Source organism: Nitrincola alkalisediminis (assembly GCF_009821115.1).
Taxonomy (GTDB): Bacteria; Pseudomonadota; Gammaproteobacteria; order Pseudomonadales; family Balneatricaceae; genus Nitrincola; species Nitrincola alkalisediminis.
In genome coordinates, this window is the sequence record NZ_VYTY01000002.1 from 145251 (window position 1) to 168336 (window position 23086).

At 47.3% G+C, this 23086-nt stretch carries 25 protein-coding genes; 14 read left to right on the forward strand and 11 right to left on the reverse strand.

Features of this window, described 5'->3' with window-relative positions; genetic code table 11:
• Positions 1-114 precede the first annotated feature (114 nt).
• The 3 genes from F5971_RS03855 to F5971_RS03865 all read left to right on the forward strand — a co-directional run bounded on the left by F5971_RS03855 (position 115) and on the right by F5971_RS03865 (position 2347).
• Positions 115-981 (forward strand): formate dehydrogenase accessory sulfurtransferase FdhD, encoded by an 867-nt coding sequence (locus F5971_RS03855; protein ID WP_193494151.1) that lies wholly within the window; start codon positions 115-117, stop codon positions 979-981.
• Entirely contained in the window at positions 974-1879 is a 906-nt protein-coding gene (locus F5971_RS03860) for a helix-turn-helix transcriptional regulator (RefSeq protein ID WP_223116254.1), read from the forward strand. Before F5971_RS03855 ends, F5971_RS03860 begins: the two co-directional genes overlap by 8 nt.
• Before the next feature lie 162 nt (positions 1880-2041).
• On the forward strand, positions 2042-2347 hold the full coding sequence (locus F5971_RS03865; protein WP_112158687.1) for a hypothetical protein: 306 nt from the start codon (positions 2042-2044) through the stop codon (positions 2345-2347).
• Between the two features lie 154 nt (positions 2348-2501).
• Here F5971_RS03865 and bamJ read toward each other — a convergent pair whose 3' ends face one another.
• From bamJ to pdxB, 3 genes are all read right to left on the reverse strand, one after another.
• Positions 2502-3131: a BamJ family beta-barrel-assembly machinery protein gene (gene bamJ / locus F5971_RS03870; protein ID WP_036513111.1), complete on the reverse strand. Its 630-nt coding sequence runs from the start codon at positions 3129-3131 to the stop codon at positions 2502-2504.
• 118 nt (positions 3132-3249) lie between these two features.
• Positions 3250-3978 carry a flagellar brake protein gene (locus F5971_RS03875; RefSeq protein WP_193494153.1) on the reverse strand — a complete coding sequence of 243 codons (729 nt, stop codon included), beginning with the start codon at positions 3976-3978 and terminating at the stop codon, positions 3250-3252.
• Between the two features lie 9 nt (positions 3979-3987).
• A complete protein-coding gene (gene pdxB, locus F5971_RS03880) occupies positions 3988-5136 on the reverse strand; it encodes a 4-phosphoerythronate dehydrogenase PdxB (RefSeq protein ID WP_223116255.1) in 1149 nt (382 codons plus the stop codon).
• Between the two features lie 119 nt (positions 5137-5255).
• Here pdxB and F5971_RS03885 point away from each other — a divergent pair, with 119 nt between their 5' ends.
• The 4 genes from F5971_RS03885 (at position 5256) to F5971_RS03900 (ending at position 7214) form a co-directional block, all read left to right on the forward strand.
• Positions 5256-5483: a hypothetical protein gene (locus tag F5971_RS03885; RefSeq protein ID WP_193494157.1), complete on the forward strand. Its 228-nt coding sequence runs from the start codon at positions 5256-5258 to the stop codon at positions 5481-5483.
• 54 nt (positions 5484-5537) lie between these two features.
• Entirely contained in the window at positions 5538-6035 is a 498-nt protein-coding gene (locus F5971_RS03890) for a hypothetical protein (RefSeq protein ID WP_193494159.1), read from the forward strand.
• 62 nt (positions 6036-6097) lie between these two features.
• Entirely contained in the window at positions 6098-6694 is a 597-nt protein-coding gene (locus tag F5971_RS03895; RefSeq protein WP_036513105.1) for an SCO family protein, read from the forward strand.
• Between the two features lie 10 nt (positions 6695-6704).
• On the forward strand, positions 6705-7214 hold the full coding sequence (locus F5971_RS03900) for a copper chaperone PCu(A)C (protein WP_193494161.1): 510 nt from the start codon (positions 6705-6707) through the stop codon (positions 7212-7214).
• A 67-nt stretch (positions 7215-7281) separates the two neighbouring features.
• Here F5971_RS03900 and F5971_RS03905 read toward each other — a convergent pair whose 3' ends face one another.
• Together F5971_RS03905 and F5971_RS03910 are read right to left on the reverse strand one after the other, a co-directional pair.
• Positions 7282-7821 (reverse strand): elongation factor P hydroxylase, encoded by a 540-nt coding sequence (locus tag F5971_RS03905; RefSeq protein WP_036513103.1) that lies wholly within the window; start codon positions 7819-7821, stop codon positions 7282-7284.
• A gap of 2 nt (positions 7822-7823) precedes the next feature.
• Positions 7824-8558 (reverse strand): hypothetical protein, encoded by a 735-nt coding sequence (locus tag F5971_RS03910; protein ID WP_036513101.1) that lies wholly within the window; start codon positions 8556-8558, stop codon positions 7824-7826.
• Between the two features lie 166 nt (positions 8559-8724).
• On the opposite strand from F5971_RS03910, the gene F5971_RS03915 reads away from it, so the two are divergent.
• Genes F5971_RS03915 through F5971_RS03930 form a run of 4 tightly spaced genes read left to right on the forward strand, consistent with a single transcriptional unit; the run spans position 8725 to position 12221 of the window.
• On the forward strand, positions 8725-9066 hold the full coding sequence (locus tag F5971_RS03915; protein ID WP_051514559.1) for a c-type cytochrome: 342 nt from the start codon (positions 8725-8727) through the stop codon (positions 9064-9066).
• Between the two features lie 12 nt (positions 9067-9078).
• Positions 9079-10389 carry an NAD(P)/FAD-dependent oxidoreductase gene (locus tag F5971_RS03920; protein ID WP_036513099.1) on the forward strand — a complete coding sequence of 437 codons (1311 nt, stop codon included), beginning with the start codon at positions 9079-9081 and terminating at the stop codon, positions 10387-10389.
• Between the two features lie 4 nt (positions 10390-10393).
• Entirely contained in the window at positions 10394-11446 is a 1053-nt protein-coding gene (locus F5971_RS03925; RefSeq protein WP_036513097.1) for a YeeE/YedE family protein, read from the forward strand.
• Between the two features lie 10 nt (positions 11447-11456).
• Entirely contained in the window at positions 11457-12221 is a 765-nt protein-coding gene (locus tag F5971_RS03930; protein ID WP_193494163.1) for a thiosulfate oxidation carrier protein SoxY, read from the forward strand.
• Positions 12222-12293: 72 nt separating this feature from the next.
• Here the strand turns inward: F5971_RS03930 and F5971_RS03935 are convergent, their stop codons facing one another.
• Positions 12294-12809 (reverse strand): hypothetical protein, encoded by a 516-nt coding sequence (locus F5971_RS03935; protein WP_193494363.1) that lies wholly within the window; start codon positions 12807-12809, stop codon positions 12294-12296.
• 247 nt (positions 12810-13056) lie between these two features.
• Here F5971_RS03935 and F5971_RS03940 point away from each other — a divergent pair, with 247 nt between their 5' ends.
• Together F5971_RS03940 and F5971_RS18380 are read left to right on the forward strand one after the other, a co-directional pair.
• Positions 13057-13896: a hypothetical protein gene (locus F5971_RS03940; RefSeq protein ID WP_036513095.1), complete on the forward strand. Its 840-nt coding sequence runs from the start codon at positions 13057-13059 to the stop codon at positions 13894-13896.
• 20 nt (positions 13897-13916) lie between these two features.
• A complete protein-coding gene (locus F5971_RS18380) occupies positions 13917-15320 on the forward strand; it encodes a peptidoglycan-binding protein (RefSeq protein ID WP_223116256.1) in 1404 nt (467 codons plus the stop codon).
• Between the two features lie 189 nt (positions 15321-15509).
• Here F5971_RS18380 and F5971_RS03950 read toward each other — a convergent pair whose 3' ends face one another.
• From F5971_RS03950 to F5971_RS03970, 5 genes are all read right to left on the reverse strand, one after another.
• A complete protein-coding gene (locus F5971_RS03950) occupies positions 15510-15767 on the reverse strand; it encodes a PAAR domain-containing protein (protein WP_036513090.1) in 258 nt (85 codons plus the stop codon).
• A 255-nt stretch (positions 15768-16022) separates the two neighbouring features.
• Complete coding sequence (locus F5971_RS03955) at positions 16023-17084, reverse strand: hypothetical protein (protein ID WP_193494165.1); 1062 nt, start codon at positions 17082-17084, stop codon at positions 16023-16025.
• Positions 17085-17095: 11 nt separating this feature from the next.
• Positions 17096-19051 (reverse strand): hypothetical protein, encoded by a 1956-nt coding sequence (locus tag F5971_RS03960; protein ID WP_193494167.1) that lies wholly within the window; start codon positions 19049-19051, stop codon positions 17096-17098.
• The gene (locus tag F5971_RS03965) at positions 19048-19734 is read right to left on the reverse strand and encodes a hypothetical protein (RefSeq protein WP_193494169.1); all 687 of its coding nucleotides are present in this window, start codon (positions 19732-19734) and stop codon (positions 19048-19050) included. Before F5971_RS03965 ends, F5971_RS03960 begins: the two co-directional genes overlap by 4 nt.
• Before the next feature lie 59 nt (positions 19735-19793).
• Positions 19794-21755 carry a type VI secretion system Vgr family protein gene (locus tag F5971_RS03970; RefSeq protein ID WP_193494171.1) on the reverse strand — a complete coding sequence of 654 codons (1962 nt, stop codon included), beginning with the start codon at positions 21753-21755 and terminating at the stop codon, positions 19794-19796.
• A gap of 293 nt (positions 21756-22048) precedes the next feature.
• Between F5971_RS03970 and F5971_RS03975 the strand changes: the two genes are divergently transcribed.
• Complete coding sequence (locus F5971_RS03975) at positions 22049-22807, forward strand: spermidine synthase (protein WP_036511488.1); 759 nt, start codon at positions 22049-22051, stop codon at positions 22805-22807.
• Positions 22808-23086: the final 279 nt, after the last annotated feature.

Genomic DNA, 23086 nt, shown 5'->3' on the forward strand with positions numbered 1-23086 from the left:
CCACCGAATGCGTAGCAAGAAGCCATACTTACCTAGCGAAGCCACCCCCTCGACACCACTGGTATGATAGTTGCTTCACAACCTGCACCACGGGATTCAAATTAAGGAATACTCATGACCCTTGCGCACCGCCCCTTATTGACTCAAGCACGCGCACCGCTCACAACCCAAATCAGGGTGATGGATGAACAGGGCGAATGGAGAGATCAAGCCCTCGCCTGCGAACGCCCACTGACCCTCTACCTGAACAAGCGTGAAATTGTCACGCTCATGACCTTGGGCGAAAACCCGGAAGCCTTGGTGTTAGGCTACCTTCGCAATCAAAACCTTGTTGAACGCTTAGAAGATGTTATCGCGGTTCAAGTGGATTGGGACGTTTCTGCAGCGGTTGTTGTCACAACCCACACCCCCGATGATATTGATGAAACCCTCTCTAAACGAACCGTAACAACGGGTTGTGGCCAAGGCACTGTGTTTGGTAATCAAATGGCTCGCCTTGAGCAAATAACCCTATCGCCTTGGCCGATCAAACAATCTCAGATTTATCATTTATTGGATGTGCTCAACCAACATAATGAAACCTACAAGAATGCCGGAGCGGTTCACGGTTGCGGCGTTTGCTCAATCGAGGGGGACGTTCTCGCATTTTGTGAGGATATAGGGCGCCATAATGCGGTTGACACCCTCGCAGGTCATTTATGGCTGAATGCCATAGATGCATCTGACAAGCTGTTTTACACCACCGGACGACTCACCTCTGAAATGGTGATTAAAACCGCGCAAATGGGCATGAGCGTCCTACTCTCTCGCTCAGGCGCAACAGAGATGGGACTCGAAATTGCACAGCAACTCGGAATTCTGATGTTAGCTAGAGCAAAAGGTCGGCATTTTCTCGTCTTTAGTGGCCAAGACCGCCTACTTCTTGATGCCAAACCTACCGCCCAAGCTCGGTCAGAGAAAAAGGGGAAACATGATGACTGAGCAGCACCCTTATATGACGGTAAAAGAGGTGGCCCTTTATCTACACTTGAATGAGAAGAAAGTATACCAACTGGCAAGTGATGGCCATTTACCAGCGACCAAAGTGACGGGTAAATGGCTGTTTCCAAGAAAACTGGTAGATCAGTGGCTGCTAGAGTCTAGCCACCACGGCATTTTAAGTGACCGCTTACTCATCTCCGGCAGTGATGACCCCCTTCTTCAGGCAGGACTCCTGCGCATTATGCAGGCCCAGAAATACAAAGCACTCTATAGCTATATGCCTACGGGTACGCAAGCGGGCCTTAGCTTATTGTCACAAGGCTTAGTGGATGCCTGTGCGGTGCACTGGGGCAAAGCAGATGAAAGCCATCTAAGGCATCCCGCGCTTATTCGTCAATACACAGGATCAAGGCACTGGGTGTTAGTGCATTTATACAAGCGCCAACAAGGCCTGATGCTCCGTGCAAATGACACTGAAACACTTCTAAGCGAACCCACACATTTACTGGAAAAACGCTGGGTCACCCGTCAAGAGGGAGCCGGATCCCAACGCTTTTTAAAAGACTGGCTAACACAACAGCGCTTAAACCCTGAGCATCTCAATATCAGCTCTCGAGCATTAACTGAACGTGAAGTCGCATCGGCGATTGCACGCAACCAGGCGGACATAGGGCCGGGCACCGAATCTGCTGCCATCGAAGCGGGCTTAACATTTATTCCGGTCTACCAAGAATCCTTTGAACTGGTTATTCCTCGACCGGTCTATTTTCGGAGCTTACTGCAAGCATTGTTTGAGTGGTTACAAAGCTCTGAAGGAAGTTTATGCGCACAGGAACTCAAAGGCTACGATTTACAACAGTGCGGTAAACTCATCTGGAATGGTGAAGTTTCCGAGTAATGAAACTGTGACAAATGTATTAAATTTGATGAATAAAAGTTAAAAATATTTATTTGTGCATTGCAACAAAAAGGCTTGACAGGTTCAGGCACCTCTCTATAATGGACTTCATTGTGCAGTGCAACATTGTTCTGCATAGACCTTCAATCTAGGAGAGACATTATGACTAACACTGTTGATTTTCAAAAGCCTGTAGAAGCTGTTAAAAGCCTGATCGCTCTGCAAACTGAAACCTTAACCAAAACGGTTGAGCTTCAGAAAAAAGCAGGTGAAGATCTGGTTGCGTTCTTCAAAGCCGAAGCTGAAAAAGCAAAAACGTTAAAAACTCCAGAAGACTTGATCAAGTTCAACACTGAAGCCAACACGTCTTTGTTCAACCTGCTCAAAGCTCAAGGCGAAGCCTTCACTGCACTTGCAACTGAGTCTAGCAAGACTATCGTTGCTCAAGTTCAAAGCTTCGGCAAGTAAGAATTACGTAGATCTCTTGTCTTAGTCAACACACTTTGACAAGAGTCCGTAAAAAAGCCCCCGCTTTACTAAAACGGGGGCTTTTTACATTCAAACGTTGCTAAACGCATCGATTAAAGATGCCCGCCTCGTCCGATCGGAACACTAACGCGAATTAACGAACTTCAATTAACTCAACATCAAAAATAAGCGTGGAGTAAGGTGGGATTCCACCTGGAGAGCCCTGCTCGCCATAAGCCAAGTGGTAAGGCACATATAAGCGCCACTTCGCACCGGGATTCATCAACTGCAACGCTTCTGTCCAACCCTTGATCACACCTGTCACAGGGAACTCAATCGGCTGTCCGCGCTGATAGGAGCTATCAAACACCTGCCCATTAATAAATGTGCCATGGTAATGCGTTTTAACTGTCGACTCTCGTGTCGCCTTTTCTGCTTCTGCATCACCAGCTTCGAGGACTTCATACTGAAGACCTGAATCCAACACAACCACTTCATCACGTGTGCCATTGTCGATCAGGAACTGCTTTCCTTCCTCAACTAGAGCGGCAGTGCGAGCTTCTTCAGCTTCGCGCATACGGCGACTGATCTCAGTGAAGGCTTCTTGTATTTGCTCTGCGGTGATTTTAAGGTCTTGTCCAGTGAAGGCATCTTCTAAGCCTGCAATGACGGCAGCAAGTTCAACGTCTTCAAAACCATTACGAGCCAGTTGGTCACCCATCTGACGGCCAATACCATAACTGGCACGGGCTTCGACTGTTTCCAGTGAAATAGTGGTGGTCATAGTCTACTCTAGACTCTCTATCTAAGATTAATAATTGGATGCAAGAGAGTAGCACAAAGCAAAAGAAGAATATATTCGAGGCATCAGCACAACCCCTAAAGGTTCTGCATTAATACCGTCAAAGTGTATCCAACTGACCACATTCGTAGAGCCATTGCTGATAGACAAAGCCTGCTAACGTTAGGTGCGTATCTTCATCTAGGTCAGAAAATTCAAGCGAGTATCGAGTAATTTTAATGCCCACTTGTTCAGACTCCACCGCTCGACAAATCGACGCGGGCAACAATAAGACATGGTCCACTCCCGCCACTCGGATGCGAGCCGTGACAAACATCTTGTTTTTCAGTGGTAAAGCGCTGCTAATCACCTCAACAGAAGCCCCTTGCAAACTGATATCCGTACAAAGTGCTGGCCATTGTGAATTTGGCGCATCCTCCCCCGCATCAATCATAACTTTTAACGCCAAAGGAACACGTGTGTGCTGACGCAAACGTTTGAGCGTCATCTCCTGAGGATACTCGATATGCCACAAGGGATAGGGCTGCTCTTGAATCTTCAACAATCGACTTGAAAAGCTACAAATCCGATTGGCACAAATCATTTTGATTAACAGCGCCGAGCCCTCAGCGATCTTTATCTTTTGCTGGCGAGGTGCACTCAGAATAACGCCTTTCCCTTCGTACAAACCGACAAAGCGTAAATTAAAACGGGCTTTGGGGTGCCGCACCTCCAATCGAACCGGATCACCAGGAACAGGCTTAAGCGAAGCAAGTGATGACACAACAGGCTGCACAGCGAATGGCGCTGATGATGAAGCGTCGATTAAAGATAATTCCGTTGAAGACATGTGTGCTCGTTATTCTAATACCACTCTAAAGCCTAGAGATTCTAAATAGGTTGCCTGCACTGGAGAGGAGACAACCAGCGTCAGGGTCGAAAATTCGCGACGAACCGGGTACAGCTTGCGCAACTGATCAAATGCAATAGCCTGCTCTGCAGCCTCTAAAAAAAGCGTTTGACGCAGTGCACGATCATCCCGATAGGGATCGTACAGCAGTCGCACAGGTAATAACATATCCGCCTGTGCTTCAAGCGCTAACGTACGGGCATCCGCAACAGGCAAATAGTGCTCTAGCGGCAAAGGCGGTGAAAAGCCGAGGGCATTTGCCACTGCCTGTCTGAGCATCCAGGTACCGCGAATTTTCCCATCGAGGCTGTAACCCGCAATATGCGGCGTGGCTATTCTAACATACGCAGCTAACTCAGGGAGCACGAGAGGTTCATGCTCCCAAACATCAATAACAAGGGTCAAGTCGTTTGCGGCTTGCATTCTTCTCAACAAGGCTTGCTGATCGATAACAGGCCCTCTTCCTGCATTGAGCAAAATACTGCCCGCACGAATACGCTGGAGTGTTTTCTCATTAAGCAGATGCCATGTCGGATCCTCACCCGTTTGCGTCAAAGGCGTATGGCAACAGATGATATCGCAGCTCGCTAACAACGCATCCAGCGATACAAACGCCTCTTCCTCTTCTCTTCTTTGTCGAGGCGGATCTGAGAGTAAAGGTGATAGACCCAATGCACGAAGTCGACGCGCCAGACGCCCGCCCACTTGACCAACGCCAATAATGCCAATGGTTTTTTCGTGCAATGAGAAGGATTGCTCTGCCGCCAAGTGCAGCAAACAACTTAACACATACTCAACAACGGCATCCGCATTACAGCCCGGTGCACTGCTAAAGCCAATACCCAAGGCTTTTAAAGCGGCTTCATCAATATGATCAGTGCCAATCGTAGCGGTTCCAACAAACTTCACCGGCGTATTGGCCAGCAGTTCAGATGTTACTTGGGTAATTGATCGAACCAACAACACATCGGCCTCTACAAGATCGGCATGGGAGATGTGCCTACCCGGATAGGTTTTAATCTCACCCATATCCGCGAAAAGTGCATCTAATGCCGGTATATTCTCATCCGCAACAATTCTTAGCGTGTTAGGTGTCAATGCCTTCTCCAGATCTCTATAATACGGGCCGCATAAATTGCGAGACGACTTATTATAGAAGGTTATAGGGTCGGGGTCTCGCATATACAACCACCCTGTTAATGACTAGAAGAGAAACTGTGCTTTTACGCTGGCAAAACGATAATCAATATTTCACTATTCGCGTCTACCGTGACCTAATGGGTGATCTCATTCTCACGCAAAGTTGGGGCGACTGCTCCAGTGATGATAGTGAGTTTACGCATACGCTGCTGTCTTCATTTGAAGAGGCTGAAACTATTGTCGCTAAATGGCGTCTTATTTTGCTTAGGCGTGGTTTTTACGAACGCCCTTCCGACAGCGAATGACTGCGACAATTCGTCACATCGCATAATCCTTTTAATTCAACTAGACTCTTTCCTATGCATGACCAAGACTCATCTAAACCCCGACAGATAACGCCCGTTTTATTTGTTTTTGCACTGGTGGTTATATTGGGGGGCTTAATATTTGGAGTGCCGTATTATCAAAACAGCCAACAAGAGCTTCGAGACAAGAGCGCCGTTTTTTTAAACCCTTTGCCCTGTGACTTAAGCACGGGAGACTGTGTTGCCTTACGTGGAGATATCAGCATGCGCCTCAGCATAACGCCTCAGCCGCTTGCCTCTCTTCAGGCACTCACAGCTAGATTGACCCTAGAAGGCATCCAAGCAGAGGAAGCCCTACTGGAGCTAGAGGGTGTCGATATGTATATGGGGCTAAACCAAACTCGGCTCGATGCCATACCCTCTTCAAGGCATTGGCAGGGTGAAACGGAGTTGGCTGTTTGTACAACGGGCAGTATGCGCTGGCGTGCACGTGTCACATTTTTGGCCGATGGACAAATTTACACAAGTCATTTTGAATTTGATGCGCAATAGCGAACACCCAAAGCCTTGTCTTTAGACAACGCACGTTTGTTGGTTTAATTTCAGGACGTTCTATGAAAACAATTCGAGTTTTGCTTCTTTTGAGCCTAGTCACTTTATCCGGTGTTTTATGGTATCTGTATCAACAACCTAAGCCCATTGAGCAACGAATTTCCTTTGGATCCGTGGGGGGCGACTTTACCCTGCAGTCAGCTGAAGGGCCTGTTTCTTTATCCGACTTTAAAGGAAAAGGAGTGGTGATTTACATCGGCTATACCTATTGCCCCGATGTCTGCCCCATGGCTCTCGCAATCTTAGGCCAAGCACTCAGAAACATGCCCGAAGAAGACCGAGAACAAATACAAGGTATTTTTATCAGTGTTGATCCCGAGCGTGACACGCTGGAGCATCTTGCAAATTACGCCAGTTTCTTTTCGCCACAACTCATAGGTGTCACAGGTTCTAAAGAAGACGTCGACAGTGTTGTACGCCAGTACGGTGCGTTTTACCGCAAGGTAGAGATGAAAGACTCAGCGATGGAATATGCCGTCGATCACTCCTCTCGTCTCTATTTAGTGAATCCAGACGGTCAACTTGAAGCAACGGTCACACACAATGTCGACCCTAACACGCTGGTTCAAAACCTTAATAAACTGATTGGGAAATCTTAGGATCATTGATATGAAGAAACTACTCATTGCCTGTAGCCTGTTCACCTCTGCAAGCCTGTTTGCCTGTGAGGATTTACACATTGTTGATCCATACGCCCGAGCTATGCCACCGGGCCAACCCAATAGCGCCGCGTTTATGACACTGTCTAATCATGGCAAGACAGACGTTGCCATCATATCCGCACAGTCAAGTGTGTCTGAGGTGACAGAGCTGCACACCCACACTGAAGTCGATGGCGTCATGCAAATGCGTCAAATTGCACAAATTGACATCCCTGCTGAAACCGATGTTCATCTAGAGCCGGGCGGCTTGCACGTCATGCTTATTGGTCTTAAAACAACCCTAACCGAAGGCGAAGAGATTGACCTTACCCTCAACCTCTCAGACGGAACCGAAAAACAATTAAGTATCCCAGTTCGACAAGTGATGCCAATGCGCTCAGCTGAGCATGGACATGGACATGGACATGGACATGGACATGGACATGGTCATAGCCACTCGCACAAACACAGTCATTGAGTGAATAGAATCTACAGCTGCAATGACATGCATCATGTGGCTGTAGATCAACTCTCCCCGATTCAGGCTAACGTAAATCCGCTAAACGAAAACGCTCACGACACAGGTCGCGAGGCGTGTCATAAAACGCAGCCAATGCGTTACGAAAAATTTCCGTACGCATGGGTAACCCCTCCTCGCAGTAATGACACACTTGCTGATAAACCGAATGCTTAAACTCAGTATTATCCTTGAATTCTCCATTAAGGTTATCAGTACTCACCTGAAATCGATAACCCGCTGCGTCAGATAAAATCCACTCTGTTGCTTGGGGTTTAATTTCAACCTGCTCGAATAGAGCTTGCTGTGCTGCCGTTCGACCATCCGGCTCATACCAATAACCAAAATCCTCTAATAAACGGCGTTGCGGCCCAGCGATTAACCAATGAGAAATTTCATGCAATGCACTGCTAAAGAAACCATGCGCGAAGACTATTTCATGCAAATCCTGCCCTGGTTGGGCAGGTCTATATAGAGGCTCGATATCCCCTCTGACTAAACGCGTTTGATAGGTATCTTCAAAACAGTCTTTAAAGATCTGAATCAGATCGTCAACCCTGTGCTCCATCGTTAATTCAACGCCTGCCAAGTGTTATCATTCAGCCACCAAGTACGACCATCTCGCTTATCAATTCGCACAGCTACAAACCCTTTTACATCTTGATCCGCTCGCTGCACCTGAACTTCAAAAATCGAGTTACGAAGCGTGCCACTTTCACCAATATCAATCCAAGCACCACGGTCAGCCAACCAAGCCTTTCCTGACTCGGCATGGTAGCGAATCAAAATCCAACCATTGCGGGTATACGCCGTTGAAATACGGTAAGCGCCCACAGCCGACCCCATATCTGGAGATTGCATGCTCAAAGCAGACAGTAGCTGCGCAACAGCCGAATCAATTTCTCGAACGGCTTGCTCGATATACTGTGCATTATCACTTTCAGCCTGCCCTGCCACAGAAGGGCCTAACGCACGGCTCTCCGTCAAAAGCTGCAAACGTGACATATTCAGCTGACCTTGCTCCAACGTCTGTTGGCTTAAAGAACGAATTTGAATCACTTGCTCTTGTAGCAACGTCAGTCGACCTGAAATTTGATCCAATTGCTGTTGCAACGTACCCGACATATCCCCTTGCCGGACTTCTATGGGTCCACCATTTCCAAGGCTAGCCGCTATCTCAGCACGCCCCTCAGAGCTATGAGGATCAACAACGTCAGCGCCACCCTCACCTGGACGCGTATTGGCTTCGTTACAACCCACCAGCAGATAAGACATGAACGACACGATAAGCAATTTTTTTAACATGATACTAAGACCTGATTCGGTTTGAATAACGTATTTTCTCGCACTGAGAGACTAAATGCATATATCATTTGAGTATAAAAAATATTTATTTTATTCTTTTAAGAAGCAATCAACCTGTGCTAATTTTACACTTGCTGAATAACTAACAATTAAGGATGGACATACCATGATTTCAGGCTACCTGTCTTGCACTCGAGGCTCACTCATTGGGCTGCTCTCCGGTGCAACTTTACTCTTAGCAATCAATGCTCAGGCATCAGACCTTCCAGAGAGACAAGTCTCATTAATGTCGAGTTCCTGTGCCAATTGCCACGGTACAGATGGCCAGTTAGCGGGTGCCATCCCGGCAATAGCAGGCCGCCCCGCCAGTGTACTGGAAGCCCAACTTTTAGCTTTTAAACAGGATTTGCAACCGAATACAACGGTGATGAACCGAATCGCTAAAGGTTACACGGATGAAGAACTGAAATCACTGGCGAACTACTTTGCCAACGTTAAAAGAAAGTAAGGGTAACTGACTATGAGCAACAAGAATACGAGTTTTTCTACGTCGCGCCGTCGCCTGTTAAAAGGGCTGGGCATGGTTGGTTTACTTCCTGCTATTCCCACCATCGCGGCCAGCACCTCTGGTCACGCAGGGCATGTCATTGTCGTTGGTGGTGGATTTGGGGGTGCAACGGCTGCAAAATACATTAAGCGTGGGAACCCAAAGATAGACGTCACGTTGATCGAGCCCAACTCCACCTTTTATACCTGCCCATTTTCAAATTTGGTCTTGGCTGGTGAGCGCAGTCTTGACTCAATTGGTCACAACTACGATGAGCTCAAAAATGTCTTTGGTGTGAAGGTCATTCACGCATTTGCTGAAGACATTGACGGTGTCGCACACAAAGTAACACTCTCCACTGGAGAGGTTTTAAGTTATGACCGCTTACTCTTATCACCGGGCATTGATATGCGCTGGAACGCGATAGAAGGCTATGATCAAGCGGCATCTGAAAAAGCGCCTCACGCATGGAAAGCGGGCAATCAAACTCTTCTGCTTCGCAAGCAGTTAGAAGAAATGGAAGACGGCGGCACTTTTGTCATGTCAGTTCCTGCCGACCCCTTTCGCTGCCCACCGGGGCCTTACGAGCGCGCAAGCTTGGTGGCTCACTATTTGAAACACCATAAACCACGCTCAAAAATACTCATTTTGGACTCGAAAGATAGCTTCTCAAAACAAGGGTTGTTTACAAACGCTTGGAAAGAGATTTACGGTGACATGATTGAGTGGGTAGGCGTTTCTGGCGATGGTCGTGTCGTCCGTGTTGATGCCGATAAGCGTGAAGTTGAAACTGAATTTGGCACCCTACACTCAGCCTCAGCCTTGAACATTATTCCGCCACAAAAAGCAGGCTTTATTGCTGACCGTGCAGGTGTTACAAATGAGAGCGGTTGGGTTCCGGTAAATCCCAATACCTTCGAATCACAGCAAGTCGCTGATATTTACGTGGTGGGTGATGCAACCATAGCAGCCCCTATGCCAAAATCGGGATTCGCTGCGAATACTCAAGGCAAGGTTGCTGCAGCGGCAATCGTTGCTTCTTTGGCAGGCATTACGGCACCGGATCCATATTGGGCCAACACCTGCTACAGCCTTGTAAATCCTGATTATGGCATCTCTGTTGCGGGGGTTTATAAGGTTGAAGACAATCAAATCATTACGGTACCCGGCTCTGGCGGATTGAGTGCTGCAGATGCGAGCTCAGAAATACGTCAAGCCGAAGCGGCTTATGCCGTTGGCTGGTATGAAGCCATTACTCAAGACACTTGGGGGACTAAATACTAACCTTATGGACGCCTTCTTTAGTGACCATGAACAAGCCGTCCTAATCCTTGGGGCACTGTTAGGCATTGCCTACGGTGCCGTTGGGCAGTGGAGCCGCTTCTGCTTATACCGTGGTATAGAGCAACGCTTTACAAAGACAGATACAGGGAAGCTTCATAGCTTTGCCTTAGCCATGGCTTGTGCACTGCTGTTAAGCCAAGTATTGGTCGAACTCACTGGGATTCAGTTTAGCCAAACACATTATTTCCAAAGCAATCCTTCAATACCGCTTCTTATCCTTGGTGGAGTGATGTTCGGGATTGGCATGCAATTAGCCAATGCGTGCGGTGCGCGTTCATTGGTGCTGTTAGGCAGTGGCAATCTGCGTTCTCTGCTTGTTCTCTTATGCATAGGGTTAAGTGCGTACATGGTGATGTCAGGTGTATTTGCTAACCTTCGCATAGGGTTAGAAAACCTTACTCGCATTTCGCTTCCAAGCGCTTCAGTGCCCGATGCACTTGCCAGAACGGGCCTTTCCTCTTCAGTGTCTCGCTGGAGTGCAACGCTTATTATCGCTGCTGGATTACTGATGTACGCATCACGATCAGAGACTTTACGTGCAACACCCAGTAACTGGCTGGGTGCCGTGATCATTGGCATTTTGATTAGCGCGGGTTGGTGGATCACAGGCGTTGTCGGTGCAGATGACTTTGATCCTATCAGGCTTAGCTCATTAACCTTCGTTGCCCCCATTGGCGAATCTTTACAGTATTTAATGCTAGCATCGGGAATGAATTTAAGCTTTGCAAGCGTTGTTGTGCTCGGCGTCATTCTGGGCAGTTTTGGGCGAGCGTTACTCAGTCGAGAATTCCAATGGCAAGCCTATGACAGCGTCGGCCAAATGCAAAAAGGCATTGTGGGTGGGGTTCTAATGGGAACAGGAGGCGTTCTATCCTTAGGGTGCACACTAGGGCAAGGTCTCAGTGGTTTTTCAACACTTGCATTCACCAGCCTAATCGCTTTACCCTCGATCATTTTCGGAGCGTACATATCCTTACGCGTCTTTAAATCATACTAAAGGAGAATTCATGAGTGTAAGACGTCTCTTGGCCGCATTCGCACTTGTTAGCTGCTTCCCCGCAACTGCACAAACGGCCAGCGATTGGCAACGACTTGCCCCTCTGGCGCAAACCGTTAAGGCTGAAGAGGTATTATCCAAGGGTATTGATCTAACGCTACCCTTAGTGGCTGAGAATGGTGCCGCGGTTCCTTTACGTGTGAATTTCGATACTTCGCAACTCGCCGAACGTGAATTTATTCGCTCTATTCGTGTTTTTTCAAGCGGTAACCCGAATGCCGAAGTAATTGATTTTCACTTTGAAGCTCCCTTCAGCCGAGTTGAGCTATCGACACGCATTCGTTTAAGTGAATCGCAAACAGTATTTGTCTTAGCGGAAAGTAACCAAGGACGTCAGTGGTTGAATCAACGCGACGTAAGAGTCACTGTAAGTGGTTGCTTAATGACAGGAGATGACTCGGTAGAGGCTGCCGCTATGAACACTCCTAGAATTGCACTGCCGAGAAACACTCGACCTGGTGAAGCGGCAGAAGTCAGAACGCTTATTAATCATCCGATGGAAACTGGCTTTCGAGAAACGGCTGCGGGTGACGTCATTCCTCAGCAACTCGTTGAGTCACTGACCATTGAACACAATAACCAACCCATCCTGCTTGTTAAATTCCATACAGGCACATCAGCAAATCCCTTTGTCAGTGTTTTCTTAGATGAAACTGACAATCTTCTCTTCAGATGGGAAGACCAGCAAGGTGAGCGCGTGGAGGAAAAACCTTAACGAACTCTCGGGACCTGTGACTTCGTGCCTTAACACTGAGTCACAGGCCATCTCGAATGTGAGTTTTACAAATTACTCAGCGTCTTTTTCTTCAGTCAGTTCACGCACCGACTCAACAATTGCTGACGCTTTTTCTGCAACTGCTTCTTCTGCCTGTTCAGCCAGCTCAGCTGCGGCTTCAGCGTTTTCGGTAGCGACTGCTTGTAAAGCATCAATCGCGCTTTGCGCGTCGGCTTTTAACTCCTCAACCGCTTCCTCTACTTGTGCTTGCCCTGCTTCAACGGCTTCACTAACGGCTTCTGAAACCTCTTCGACACGAGTTTCAATCGATTCAATGGTTTCTTCAATCAACACCTCAGCCTCTGAAGCGGACTCTTCAACGGCGTCTACCGCTTCAACCACTTCTGGGGCCGTTTCCTCAACTGCTTCAGGAGCTGCCTCTTCAACCACCTCTGGAGCCGTCTCTTGCTCAGCCTGAGACGTAGCGGGTGGAGGCGTAACGGGTGCCGCAGGCTCTTCTTTCTTATCACAGGCGGCCAAGCCTAATGAGGCCGCTAATACAAACGCTAAAGTCATGGGGGATTTCATACAGTACGGACTCCATTTTGTACAACATTATAAATACGCTGCAAGCTTATCATACCGCAACGCAACATGAAAAAAAGAATTATTATCGATTAATATCAACACAGGCTTAAGCACCTGATTGAGATCAACATATTTTTACGCGTTTGGCAATTCTACATGAGAATCAGGAAAGTTTAGCTATTTACACTTGAGCCATTGTCATAGATGATCTGATCTATAACTCACGCTGACTTTGAGTGGTATTTCTATGAGCAACCCGAAGCATACGATTTTTTGGATGACGACTTTCTTAGCCATCGTCGGTGCCGTTTGTGCCTTAATTTTTGCTCCATTGCAAACCGTTTTCATGGCAAACTGGGTGTTTAACCTTCTCATTTTCGTAGTGCTATTGGTGGGTATTGTCATCACCTATCGCCAAGTATTCATGCTGTTCCCCGAGATTCGTTGGGTGGCTCAGTTTAGAACCGGACGAACAGGCCTTTCTATTTTACGGGAACCCAGATTGCTCAAGCCCTTAGCGAGACAGCTCGGTGAAGACTCCAAACGAGATCGCTTTTCGCTATCAAGCATGTCATTGCGAACCGTCTTAGATGGTATTCGCACACGCCTTGACGAACAACGCGAAATTACTCGCTATTTTATAGGTCTATTGGTGTTCTTAGGCTTACTCGGCACCTTTTGGGGCTTGCTGGGTACCATTTCCTCTGTCGGACACGTCATCATGAGCCTGGATATGCAGCAACGAGACTTCGCCGAGGTCTTTACAGCTCTGCAAAGTGGTTTGTTAAAACCCCTTGAAGGTATGGGAACTGCCTTTAGTTCATCCTTGCTAGGCTTAGGAGGATCCTTGGTTTTAGGCTTTCTTGATATTCAAGCGGGCCATGCTCAAAACCGTTTTTACGACGGCTTAGAGGAGTGGTTAACAGGCGTCACCAATCTGGTTGAAAAAGCACGTTTTCACGGTGACCCTAATGATCCCGATGCAATTCCTGATGACAAAGCACACTTAGATGTTCTTCTGGAGATAGATCGATTAAGGCAAGAAAATCTCAAGCTTGCGACTGAGCTAGCACGCAAACAGTCATAATAGGCCAAGGAGACTTTACTATGCTGAGTTCGGGACGTCGCAGTCGAAGTAGCATCAATATTTGGCCGGGGTATGTCGATGCCTTGTCGGCCTTACTCATGCTCGTCATTTTCATGCTCATGATCTACATGGTCACACAGCTTTACTTATCTCAAACTCTCTCTAACCGAGACACAGAGCTTGCCAGTCTAAACGATCATTTAAGCGAAATTACGCGACTGCTCGGTGTTGAAGAGGAACGCACGCTTCGATTATCCGCAGAGCTTGAGGCCCTCCAATCCGAATATGAACGTAGCCTATCACGCGAAGCCACTTTAGAATCGGTTTTAGAAAGCTTAGTGACTGAGCTGAATAATGCTGAAACACAACTCACCGTCAGTCAAGCCGAAATTCTAGATTTACAGGCATCACTCGAAGCAGAAAGACTGCAGAAAGCGGCTCTTGAACGTTTGCAGCAAGACGCATTATCAGCCTTACAAACATCGAGCGACACTATCGCTGCTCATCAAGCGCAAATCAGTGTATTAGAAACCCGCTTAAGTGCTGCGCAACAAGAAGCCGAAGACTTACAACAACAGCTGATCACTCAGCAACATCAGCTTATTGAACTCAAAAGCACTTTAGAGGATGAGCAGTCTGCTCTGGCACAAGTACGTGCTGAACTTCTCCTAAGCCAAACCGAGATGCAAAACCAAACCCTTGCCTTAGCAAGCACACAACAGCAGATCCAAACACTGACTCAACGGCTGACGTCAACAGATGATAACTTAAGGGACGAGCGTCGCTTAACCGCAAATCAAGAGGCATCTATTCGACGCTTAACCCACCGAATTGCCCTATTACAGCAGCAACTGCAACAAATCAGCAATGCCTTGCGCTTGCAGCTTTCATTAAATGAAGAGAAAGACACCGAGATTGCGGGGCTTGGGACACAAATTAATCGGCTTCTGGCTGAGCGAGTCAATGAGCTAGAGCGCTATCAGTCCGTATTCTTTGGTCGATTACGCGAGGCACTAGCAAGCCATGCAAATATCCGCATTGTCGGAGATCGCTTCTTGCTGCCATCCGAATTGTTCTTTGAGTCAGGTTCTGCTCAAATTGGCGCGGCAGGGCAAGTAGAGCTCAACACGCTCGCCTCACTTTTGCTGGACGTTGCAGAAGATATTCCATCGGATATTGACTGGATTGTTCGAATCGATGGGCATACGGACCGAGTTCCTATCAACACCCCACTTTTCCCCAGCAATTGGGAGCTTTCAACGGCACGCGCCGTTTCAGTCGTGCGATATCTAATCGACCAAGGTATTCCTCCTCATCGCCTAGCAGCAACAGGATTTGGTGAGTTTTACCCTGTCGATACAGGACAATCTGCACAGGCATTTCAGCGCAATCGACGTATCGAAATAAAACTCACTGACCGGTAGGTAATTGCTTAGTTCTGCATTCGTTGCTATTGAACTGGTGGCCATTCTTATGGAAACCTCCCAGCGTTGAAAGCCGAGAGGTGTGTCGATGGCAAGTAAGCGTTTTTTTGTGAATACATCAATATGACCTACCGTTTAACAGGGCTGATACTCATAGAGGAGCAAGGCTCATTCTATTAACTACCCGTTTCACACCTCACTTTGCGAAGCACCTGAGGTGATTTGACCACCGCCTGAGGTGCGACAGCCAACATACGCGATAGGTTTACCGTCATCCAAAGCATGGGCGGCACCCTGAACGATCACGCAACCACATGAAACTCTGTCTCCTACACGCGCCACAGGACTGCCTTCAACAATTGAATTACCACCACTAACGATAGTCCCTCTTCCGTGCCCTTTTCTAGGACAAATATGTGAATCCCCAACACGCGCAATGGCTGGCATTTTTCATTCCTCTTATTAATCATCGTCTCACCCCTGCAATCACTACTCTGTGACGCGCTTACGTCGTCCATGACTCGCTCAACAGCCGCCGTCCTGGCGGCAGACGGTCACAGTGCAGTAATTACAGGGCCTCGGGTAAACTCCGCAGTTGCTTCTAGGCCAAGATCAAGGCTATTCAATCCTACGTATCAACAATCCTTGATCACCCTTGACCGACCTCTTCGGACAGATTACAAAATATCGTCTGAAATTCCTCTAGAGCACAATATCAGCGACCATCAAAACACCCTCTTCATTCATATAAAATACAAAGCGAGAAAACGTCGTGTGCGTTGCTCCCGGGCGTTCCCACTGTATAGGGTCGGGCAACAGACGAACGACACGACCATCGGCCATAAACTGTAAATGGTCTAACTCAAGCGGCGTTTCTAATTGATCAAAATGCAAGGGTTGAAGTATGCGACCATCTTCTCGTCTTTTAACGTAGCCTTTATAAGGCTCCACGCTGTGAATAAAGTCATCTGCCGAATTGCCCATGTTCAAGGAAATGGCCGCGTTTTTCCAACCCGGTTCCATGATCCTGCGCATACCACCAAAGTCGCCGCTCTCTATCAGCCTGTGAATATAACGATAGGCGTCGCGAACTTCTCTGCGCAGCTTGGGTGTGTCTTCCAATACAACCGCTTCGTCCAACCAATGGAAGCGTGGGAAACGGTCAGATATTCTGAATTCGGCGATTAAGTGTTGGCTAGGAATCGGTGATTCAAGGCCATGATTCACCCAGACATGATTACTTTTTAACTTTAACTCACCCGTGGTCTGCATATGCGGTTGACGATAAACAGGATCAGTATCAAATATCGTTTTTTCGTTACTGACAATTTGCCCTGCTTCCATATCATAGCGTGCATCCACTAGTGTAATCCGCTCTCTTTCCCGGGTTTTTAAATGAACGGACTCAATGGAAATGTGAATGAAAAAGTTTGAATTAGGTTCGACAATAACCTTACCAAACTCATCATACTTGAGCTCAGTGGGGCTAAAATTAAACGTCACGCGATTAATATCAGATTGCATTAAGTGATTGATAGGCAAGTTAAAGCTAGTTGATCCTATATCATTTTCTTTTTTGGTTGTAATACCGTTAATAAATACATCGTACGCTGCACCTTGAGCATGTACGATGACATAATAATTTCGATCAATCACATAATCCGATGCACGTGCCATCTGAGTTCCTTTTACATTCCATATCATTAACGTCACTGCAAGCAGCAGCACGCCACCCACAATCCAAGCCATAGGTTTTGTTTTCACTCACTACCTCCTCAAAAAAATTGAAACTCTGTCCATTTCGGGCTATTCGCGTTGATCGGATTGACCGTCGGTGCCAGTATTTGATGAACTCCTAAGCTATTCGGATTTTTTAAATCATGGTAATCCTTTGTGATCTCACGCAGGAGGTTATCTAATGCAACTTGGTTATCCACTTCATAAGGATGCAGCCTTACTCTGTTTTCTAAACGTTCCAGCTCTTCTCGCTGCGCAATTGGTTTGGGCAAGTCGTAGGTCCTTAACACATACTTCGCTTCTTCTACACTTAGCCTAGGGGGTTGTGAGGACCCACCTGTCTTACGCTCCAGATCCTCGGCTTCTAAACGGGCGGCTGTACGATCCGACTCTGCAATGTTGGCGTCTACCGCATCAAAAATCGTTTGTGTGGTTTTGACGGTATCGACTTGGGTAGTGCTATTTTTTAATCCACCATCCCCCGCTTTCACGGAGGTGTCTTCATAACGCATCTCCGCATAGACATTCACCTCGGCCACGAGTCCTTCAAAATAACTTCTAGACTCCCATTTGCTGGTATCATCTGAGTTTTGACGCACTTCGGTGCACCAAGCGGTGTGGAGGGAGCCGTTGGCTCCGACTTTCGCACTAACGCCCCACACTTTGCCTTCTACGTGAAAACGCAGTTCGGCTTTGCCCATCACTTTTAACTGGCCTGAGAGCGTTGATTGCTGCCAGAGCCCTTTAACACTCGTGTCATCTCCGTTCGCATGAAGCGTGAAGCTTGCGTTAGGGTGTATTTTTAGATTCACGTTACTGTCTGCGGCCAAGATGATGTTGGCCTGCAAATCACCATTTACACGTTCGCCATTGGCGATGGCTGTTCGCGTTTTCCTGATTGTGCTCGCGGCTGCGGGCATAAACATTTGTGCCGCGGTATCCAGAACATCGATCGTCCCCGTCACACCTGCTTTTAAAGTGGCATTGACCTCGCCAAAGTTCAGTAGCAAATCGGGAGTTCTCGACTTTGCTTGTAACTCTATACCAATGAATCCCAGCCGCACGGAGGTGCTAAGCGTCACACGGTTTCCGTGGGTAACGTTTGAGCCTGCAGTGTTTGATGGCGCACCCTTCCTCTGAGTGTCTGACACTTGATCCACTAATTGTTTTAGCAATCCAAACACACCGGGGGCTTTCTGCTCATTAGATGAGTGGCCGCCGGATGAGTCAGCAGATGAATAGACCGACTCCTTCGCCTCGCCCTTGTATTCTTGTTTAAGATTGCCGTAGATATAGGTGAGTGCGGATTTTGCACCGTACTCAATTTTCAGTGGCGCTGTTGTACTGAGACTGAACAGAAGGCTAACTTCTGCGGAGCCCTCAAGCTTGATTTGAGGAAGCGGAATGACTTCAAAGGTTTTTGTTGAGGGTGGATGATTGACGCACATACGAGGCGTGATACGAGTGGTATCCGAGCCTGATAACTGGCAGTGAAAGGTCACAATCGTATCCAGAATCATCAGTGCCGTCAGCACATCCTTGGGTATCCAGTTTACAAATGCCAAATAAGCTTTACCTGGCATCGCGACTTTGGATTCAAAGCTGTAGTCCATTTTGGTTTCAGTCCCCTCTTGGTTTTGAACCGAAAGGCTGACTCGCTGAGGATCAGGTTGCTTACAGTCTTGACCACACAGAAACTTTCGATAGCTAACCTTGACGTTGGCAAATAACGCGCCTACATCACTTGCATCGCTGCCTTCCACTTGATCGGCAATCACCAATAGACACGAGCTAGGGTTTGGATTGACATCCGTTTCTGCAAAGGGCCATTGGATGTATCGCGACGAATCCTTCGCATCTTGAATTTTACCATTAAACTCGCAGCACTGATTGGCAGACTCACAGGGCACGCACGCTGTATCAAGTGGCATGTCATGAAGGTACAGTCGTGGTCCTCGCACAGGAGCTTGAGGTGTTGTTTTTTGCTCATTCATTGTCTACGTCCTGCTTCTCTTAAATGGGAGCGTCCATCTATTGCAAGAGGGGCGGCTGTTTTTATCGATTGCAACCAAGCGTACAGGTGCTGCAACCCTTGTGACTGGGGATCGTTGAGTAACAGTGCCGCATCAGGACTATTTTCTGGAAAGTTATGACCTAACCAGAGGAAACAGTCAGCCAGTACGGTCATTTCATTCTGTGTTGTAAAGCGATACTTGGATGCATTTTGATAGGCGAGTTGAGCGGCATCCACGTAGTTATAAGCCGGAAATTGCTCATCATAGGCTTGGAAAAGTGCAACAGCTAAATTTAAGACACTCCGTTGATTAAGCAAATGAATGAACATTTGGTATTCATTAGGATTTACTTTAAAGCTCTGGTTAGAATTATGCTGAGCCAAGTCAGGTACATTTTCTAGTGCGAGTTTAATAAATCGAGTGGGTGAAGATGCTCTCTTGCCTAACTCTTCAGTCGCTATACTTGACGATGCAGGTAGCTGCATTTGAAACGTGAGGGGGACATAAAAGGACCCAATTCCGCTGTAAAACTGTGAGAGCTTTTGGATATTAAGAGCGCTCACCATATCCAGCAGTACTCTTGGATCGTAAAAACGAAAGTAAACTGGCGCATTCGGATTGACTGGATCACTGGCCAAGTGGTTTCGGATATTGAAATACACGGTTTGTTATTCACATCCTGTTGAAAGGCGTCCATTGATATTCTGTCCTTAGTAATTGCTTAAGTCGTTTTGGGGCAATGTGATACAAAGGGAGATCCTGCCCCCGCGGCGACTTCCAATATTTCAGGTATCGACGGTATAGCCGCTGTACCTGGGGATGCTGAGCCCACATTAATACTGGGTGCTATGTTGATACCTCCAGATGTGATCACAATCGAAGCACCACCTGACACCAAGGTAATTTTGCTGGCATCAAGTACGATTTCCCCCGATACTTTATACGTCATATCGCCGCCGACTTTACTGTGCTGGCTGCCTCCGAGCGTGACTCCCTGATTGCCGTCTATTTTTTCGGTTAGGTTGCCGATGATGGTGGTATGTTGATTTTGATCAACTTTTTCAATGCGATCCTGTGCAACAGCTAAATAGGAGTTATTTCCAATCGTCGCCGTGTCATCGTATTCAACACGTTTGTGGTGTGAGTTTTGTACTTGAACTTCCATGTTCTTTTGAGCATGAATATAGATAAACTCATTACCAGCCTCATCCTCAAACGAAAACTCATTAAACCCTTTGCCCTTATGGCTTTTACTGCGAATAGTGGAGCGGGTTTTATTGGCAGGCAGGCTGTTCGGCGGCATCTGCTCAGCATTGTACACTCGCCCGGTAATGATCGGACGATCCGGGTTGCCGTCGTAAAAGTCGACGATGACTTCTTGGCCTATGCGCGGGATGTAGATCGAGCCCCAGTTTTTGCCCGCCCATTGGTGACTGACACGCACCCAACAAGAGCTGTTTTCGTTGTTTTGACCGTAACGATCCCAAGGGAACTGGATTTTGACACGGCCGTATTCGTCGGTGTAAATCTCTTCGCCCTCAGGGCCGACCACCTTGGCATGTTGTGGGCCGAGCATTTTTGGCCAGCCGGTTTTAAGTGGTGGGCGGTAGACACGCGAAGCAGGCATACAGACGAATTCGTTTTCGTAACCTCGGCTTTCTTCATCACGGCTGGTGTAGCTGTAGTCTTCAGCTCGGTGCTGAACGCTGACCAACAAGTAGGTGTCTAGCTCTTGGGCGGCGTCATCATGGCGCACCAATTCAAACTGATGGCCACTGCGAAAACTGCGGCAGTGGCTTTTGCCAAACACTTGATCATGCAGGGCTTCGTTATGCTCGGTGCGCAGGCGAATCAGTGGTTCACCCAAGAGTTTGCTCTTGTAACGGCCCGGATAAGTAAATTGCTCGAAACGCTCAACGCCCGGCACGTCCATCATGGCTTTGTCAAAGGTTTCCATGCGATCCGAAGGCTTGGTGAAGTCATAGTCACGCTGGGCAAGACGCCCTGTGCGAAACTCGTGCTGGTGTGACCACGCATAGATGGCATCTTCGCTCAAACCGCTGCTGCGGTAACTGACCTTGCGTTCTTCACAGACATCCGTTCCAATGAAATGGTCTGATAGCACCAGCGTATGCTTGCCCGCTTCGTGCTTAAAAAAGTAATAGATACCCTCTTCTTCAAACAAACGCGAGAGGAAGGTAAAGTCACTTTCTTGATACTGAACGCAGTACTCTCGCACCGGGTGTTGGCCGAATAAGCGAAACTCGACATCATTAAAGCCATTGTCCGCAAAGACCTCGCTGGCAATCTGACGTATATCTTTATTTTGGAATATTTTTGAGTCACTGGTTTGCGTTAAAAACCAGAGCCAAGGCACCACATCTGCCCGATAACTGCGCAGATGTTGGAGTTGCTGACCCTCTTCCCGAAAGCGTCGAACATGGGCATTGATAAAGGTGTAGGCATCTGTTTTTAGCCCCTCCTCATCGGTCTGCATGATTTTAAGCGTGACATTTTGGCCGACAATGTCGGCGGCTTTCACCGATGCGCGTTCGGAGTAGAGTTCGATTTCGAATGAAAAGAGGCTCGACATCGCCTCTTCGCCTTCTATTCGAGTCAATAAAAAAGCGTCTTCACCGAGAGGTGTATCGATGGCGAGTAAGCGGTTTTTTTGTGAATACATCAATGTAACCTACTGTTTAGCAGGACTGATGCTCATGGAAAAGCAGGGCTGACAGCAATTAGGCTCAGCAAAAAAGAGAGTGCTCATCCATGAAGCAACGACGACTTCCTTATTGTAAAACGCGCATTTAAACAATTAATGGGTGGAGAGGTCAACCTTGACTGGGCACATTTGAGAGCCTTATCCATAGTTATCCAGTAAATCTGTGTGTTAATCTTATCTGATGATGGTTGCACGAACATTATCTCAATTACATACATACGAAGCTCGCACTTCGCGCAAAAGGTCTAAATATGTTACTTGATGGAAAAGAAATTTATCGCGGTTATGATGAGTATGGCCCTGTTCTTGTAATTGATGATGGCACCAAACGCTACCTATCATTTGGTGAAGGTGACGAGCAGAGCTGTTGGTTAAAATCCGAGCCCCACCTCCCCCAACTCGACTATATTCGCGCCATGTGTTTAGTGCTTCTTTTAACCGAACCCAAACGCATCATCAGTCTAGGACTAGGGGCTGGCACGCTTAACTCATGCCTCCATTTTCATTTCCCCGAGTCGGTCCAGCAAATTGTCGAGCTAAGACGCGAAGTGATTGATGTGGCCCATCGTTATTTTCAACTGCCACGTGGCAAGCGCATTCAAACACACCATATGGATGCAAAATCCTATCTGGACTGCATTGAATCTAAGCCAGCTGACATTATTTTTAGTGATATTTACGATGAAAATGGGGTAGATGAGCAACAACATGACCCAGCCTACTTACATGAATGCTACGAGCGATTAAAACCTAAAGGCTGGCTTGTCTTAAACTGCTGGAAAGAGCACAAAGGAGAAACCTTACTCACCGAGCTTGCAGGTCTTTTTGATGATATTCGCACCTGTACAACGCAAGAAGGCAACTGGATAGTCTTTGCCGGAAAGCAACGTGATACGCAAAGTCAAAAGCAATTGAAACAACAAGCAAAGCTACTTAGCCAAACACTTGGATTCGCGTTGTCTCCGTATTTAAACCGAATGAACCTACTGAACCAGCCTCATTTACTCTGAATAAACTCGTCGCTTTTTCACTGTAAAGCGCCTCTTATACGTTGGCTTACCGACGACAAGATGCGCTTTCGTTTTAGAGCACTGAGCATCACTACCTCCTTCCTATATCAACCCGCTCAGACCCTCTTTAAAAAACAGGATTTTTTCTGACATTTAGATATTTATTCAGGAAATAATTCTCGCAAAAATGGACCAATTAGAATTTTAAAACGAACATATCTACGAATACAGGAAATTCAAAAAAGCTCTGCTAGAATGTATTACATCGTCGATTGACGC

Bases quoted from the DNA above. Each gene is read 5' to 3' on its own strand.
- F5971_RS03950 (WP_036513090.1), bottom strand. From the start codon at position 15,767: ATGCCAGCCATTGCGCGTGTTGGGGATTCACATATTTGTCCTAGAAAA.
- F5971_RS18380 (WP_223116256.1), top strand. From the start codon at position 13,917: ATGCTGAGTTCGGGACGTCGCAGTCGAAGTAGCATCAATATTTGGCCG.
- bamJ (WP_036513111.1), bottom strand. From the start codon at position 3,131: ATGACCACCACTATTTCACTGGAAACAGTCGAAGCCCGTGCCAGTTAT.
- F5971_RS03970 (WP_193494171.1), bottom strand. From the start codon at position 21,755: ATGTATTCACAAAAAAACCGCTTACTCGCCATCGATACACCTCTCGGT.
- F5971_RS03920 (WP_036513099.1), top strand. From the start codon at position 9,079: ATGAGCAACAAGAATACGAGTTTTTCTACGTCGCGCCGTCGCCTGTTA.
- F5971_RS03895 (WP_036513105.1), top strand. From the start codon at position 6,098: ATGAAAACAATTCGAGTTTTGCTTCTTTTGAGCCTAGTCACTTTATCC.
- F5971_RS03925 (WP_036513097.1), top strand. From the start codon at position 10,394: ATGGACGCCTTCTTTAGTGACCATGAACAAGCCGTCCTAATCCTTGGG.
- F5971_RS03975 (WP_036511488.1), top strand. From the start codon at position 22,049: ATGTTACTTGATGGAAAAGAAATTTATCGCGGTTATGATGAGTATGGC.
- F5971_RS03930 (WP_193494163.1), top strand. From the start codon at position 11,457: ATGAGTGTAAGACGTCTCTTGGCCGCATTCGCACTTGTTAGCTGCTTC.
- F5971_RS03890 (WP_193494159.1), top strand. From the start codon at position 5,538: ATGCATGACCAAGACTCATCTAAACCCCGACAGATAACGCCCGTTTTA.
- F5971_RS03910 (WP_036513101.1), bottom strand. From the start codon at position 8,558: ATGTTAAAAAAATTGCTTATCGTGTCGTTCATGTCTTATCTGCTGGTG.
- F5971_RS03935 (WP_193494363.1), bottom strand. From the start codon at position 12,809: ATGAAATCCCCCATGACTTTAGCGTTTGTATTAGCGGCCTCATTAGGC.
- F5971_RS03860 (WP_223116254.1), top strand. From the start codon at position 974: ATGACTGAGCAGCACCCTTATATGACGGTAAAAGAGGTGGCCCTTTAT.
- F5971_RS03875 (WP_193494153.1), bottom strand. From the start codon at position 3,978: ATGTCTTCAACGGAATTATCTTTAATCGACGCTTCATCATCAGCGCCA.
- F5971_RS03865 (WP_112158687.1), top strand. From the start codon at position 2,042: ATGACTAACACTGTTGATTTTCAAAAGCCTGTAGAAGCTGTTAAAAGC.
- F5971_RS03905 (WP_036513103.1), bottom strand. From the start codon at position 7,821: ATGGAGCACAGGGTTGACGATCTGATTCAGATCTTTAAAGACTGTTTT.
- F5971_RS03900 (WP_193494161.1), top strand. From the start codon at position 6,705: ATGAAGAAACTACTCATTGCCTGTAGCCTGTTCACCTCTGCAAGCCTG.
- F5971_RS03855 (WP_193494151.1), top strand. From the start codon at position 115: ATGACCCTTGCGCACCGCCCCTTATTGACTCAAGCACGCGCACCGCTC.
- F5971_RS03940 (WP_036513095.1), top strand. From the start codon at position 13,057: ATGAGCAACCCGAAGCATACGATTTTTTGGATGACGACTTTCTTAGCC.
- F5971_RS03960 (WP_193494167.1), bottom strand. From the start codon at position 19,051: ATGAATGAGCAAAAAACAACACCTCAAGCTCCTGTGCGAGGACCACGA.
- F5971_RS03915 (WP_051514559.1), top strand. From the start codon at position 8,725: ATGATTTCAGGCTACCTGTCTTGCACTCGAGGCTCACTCATTGGGCTG.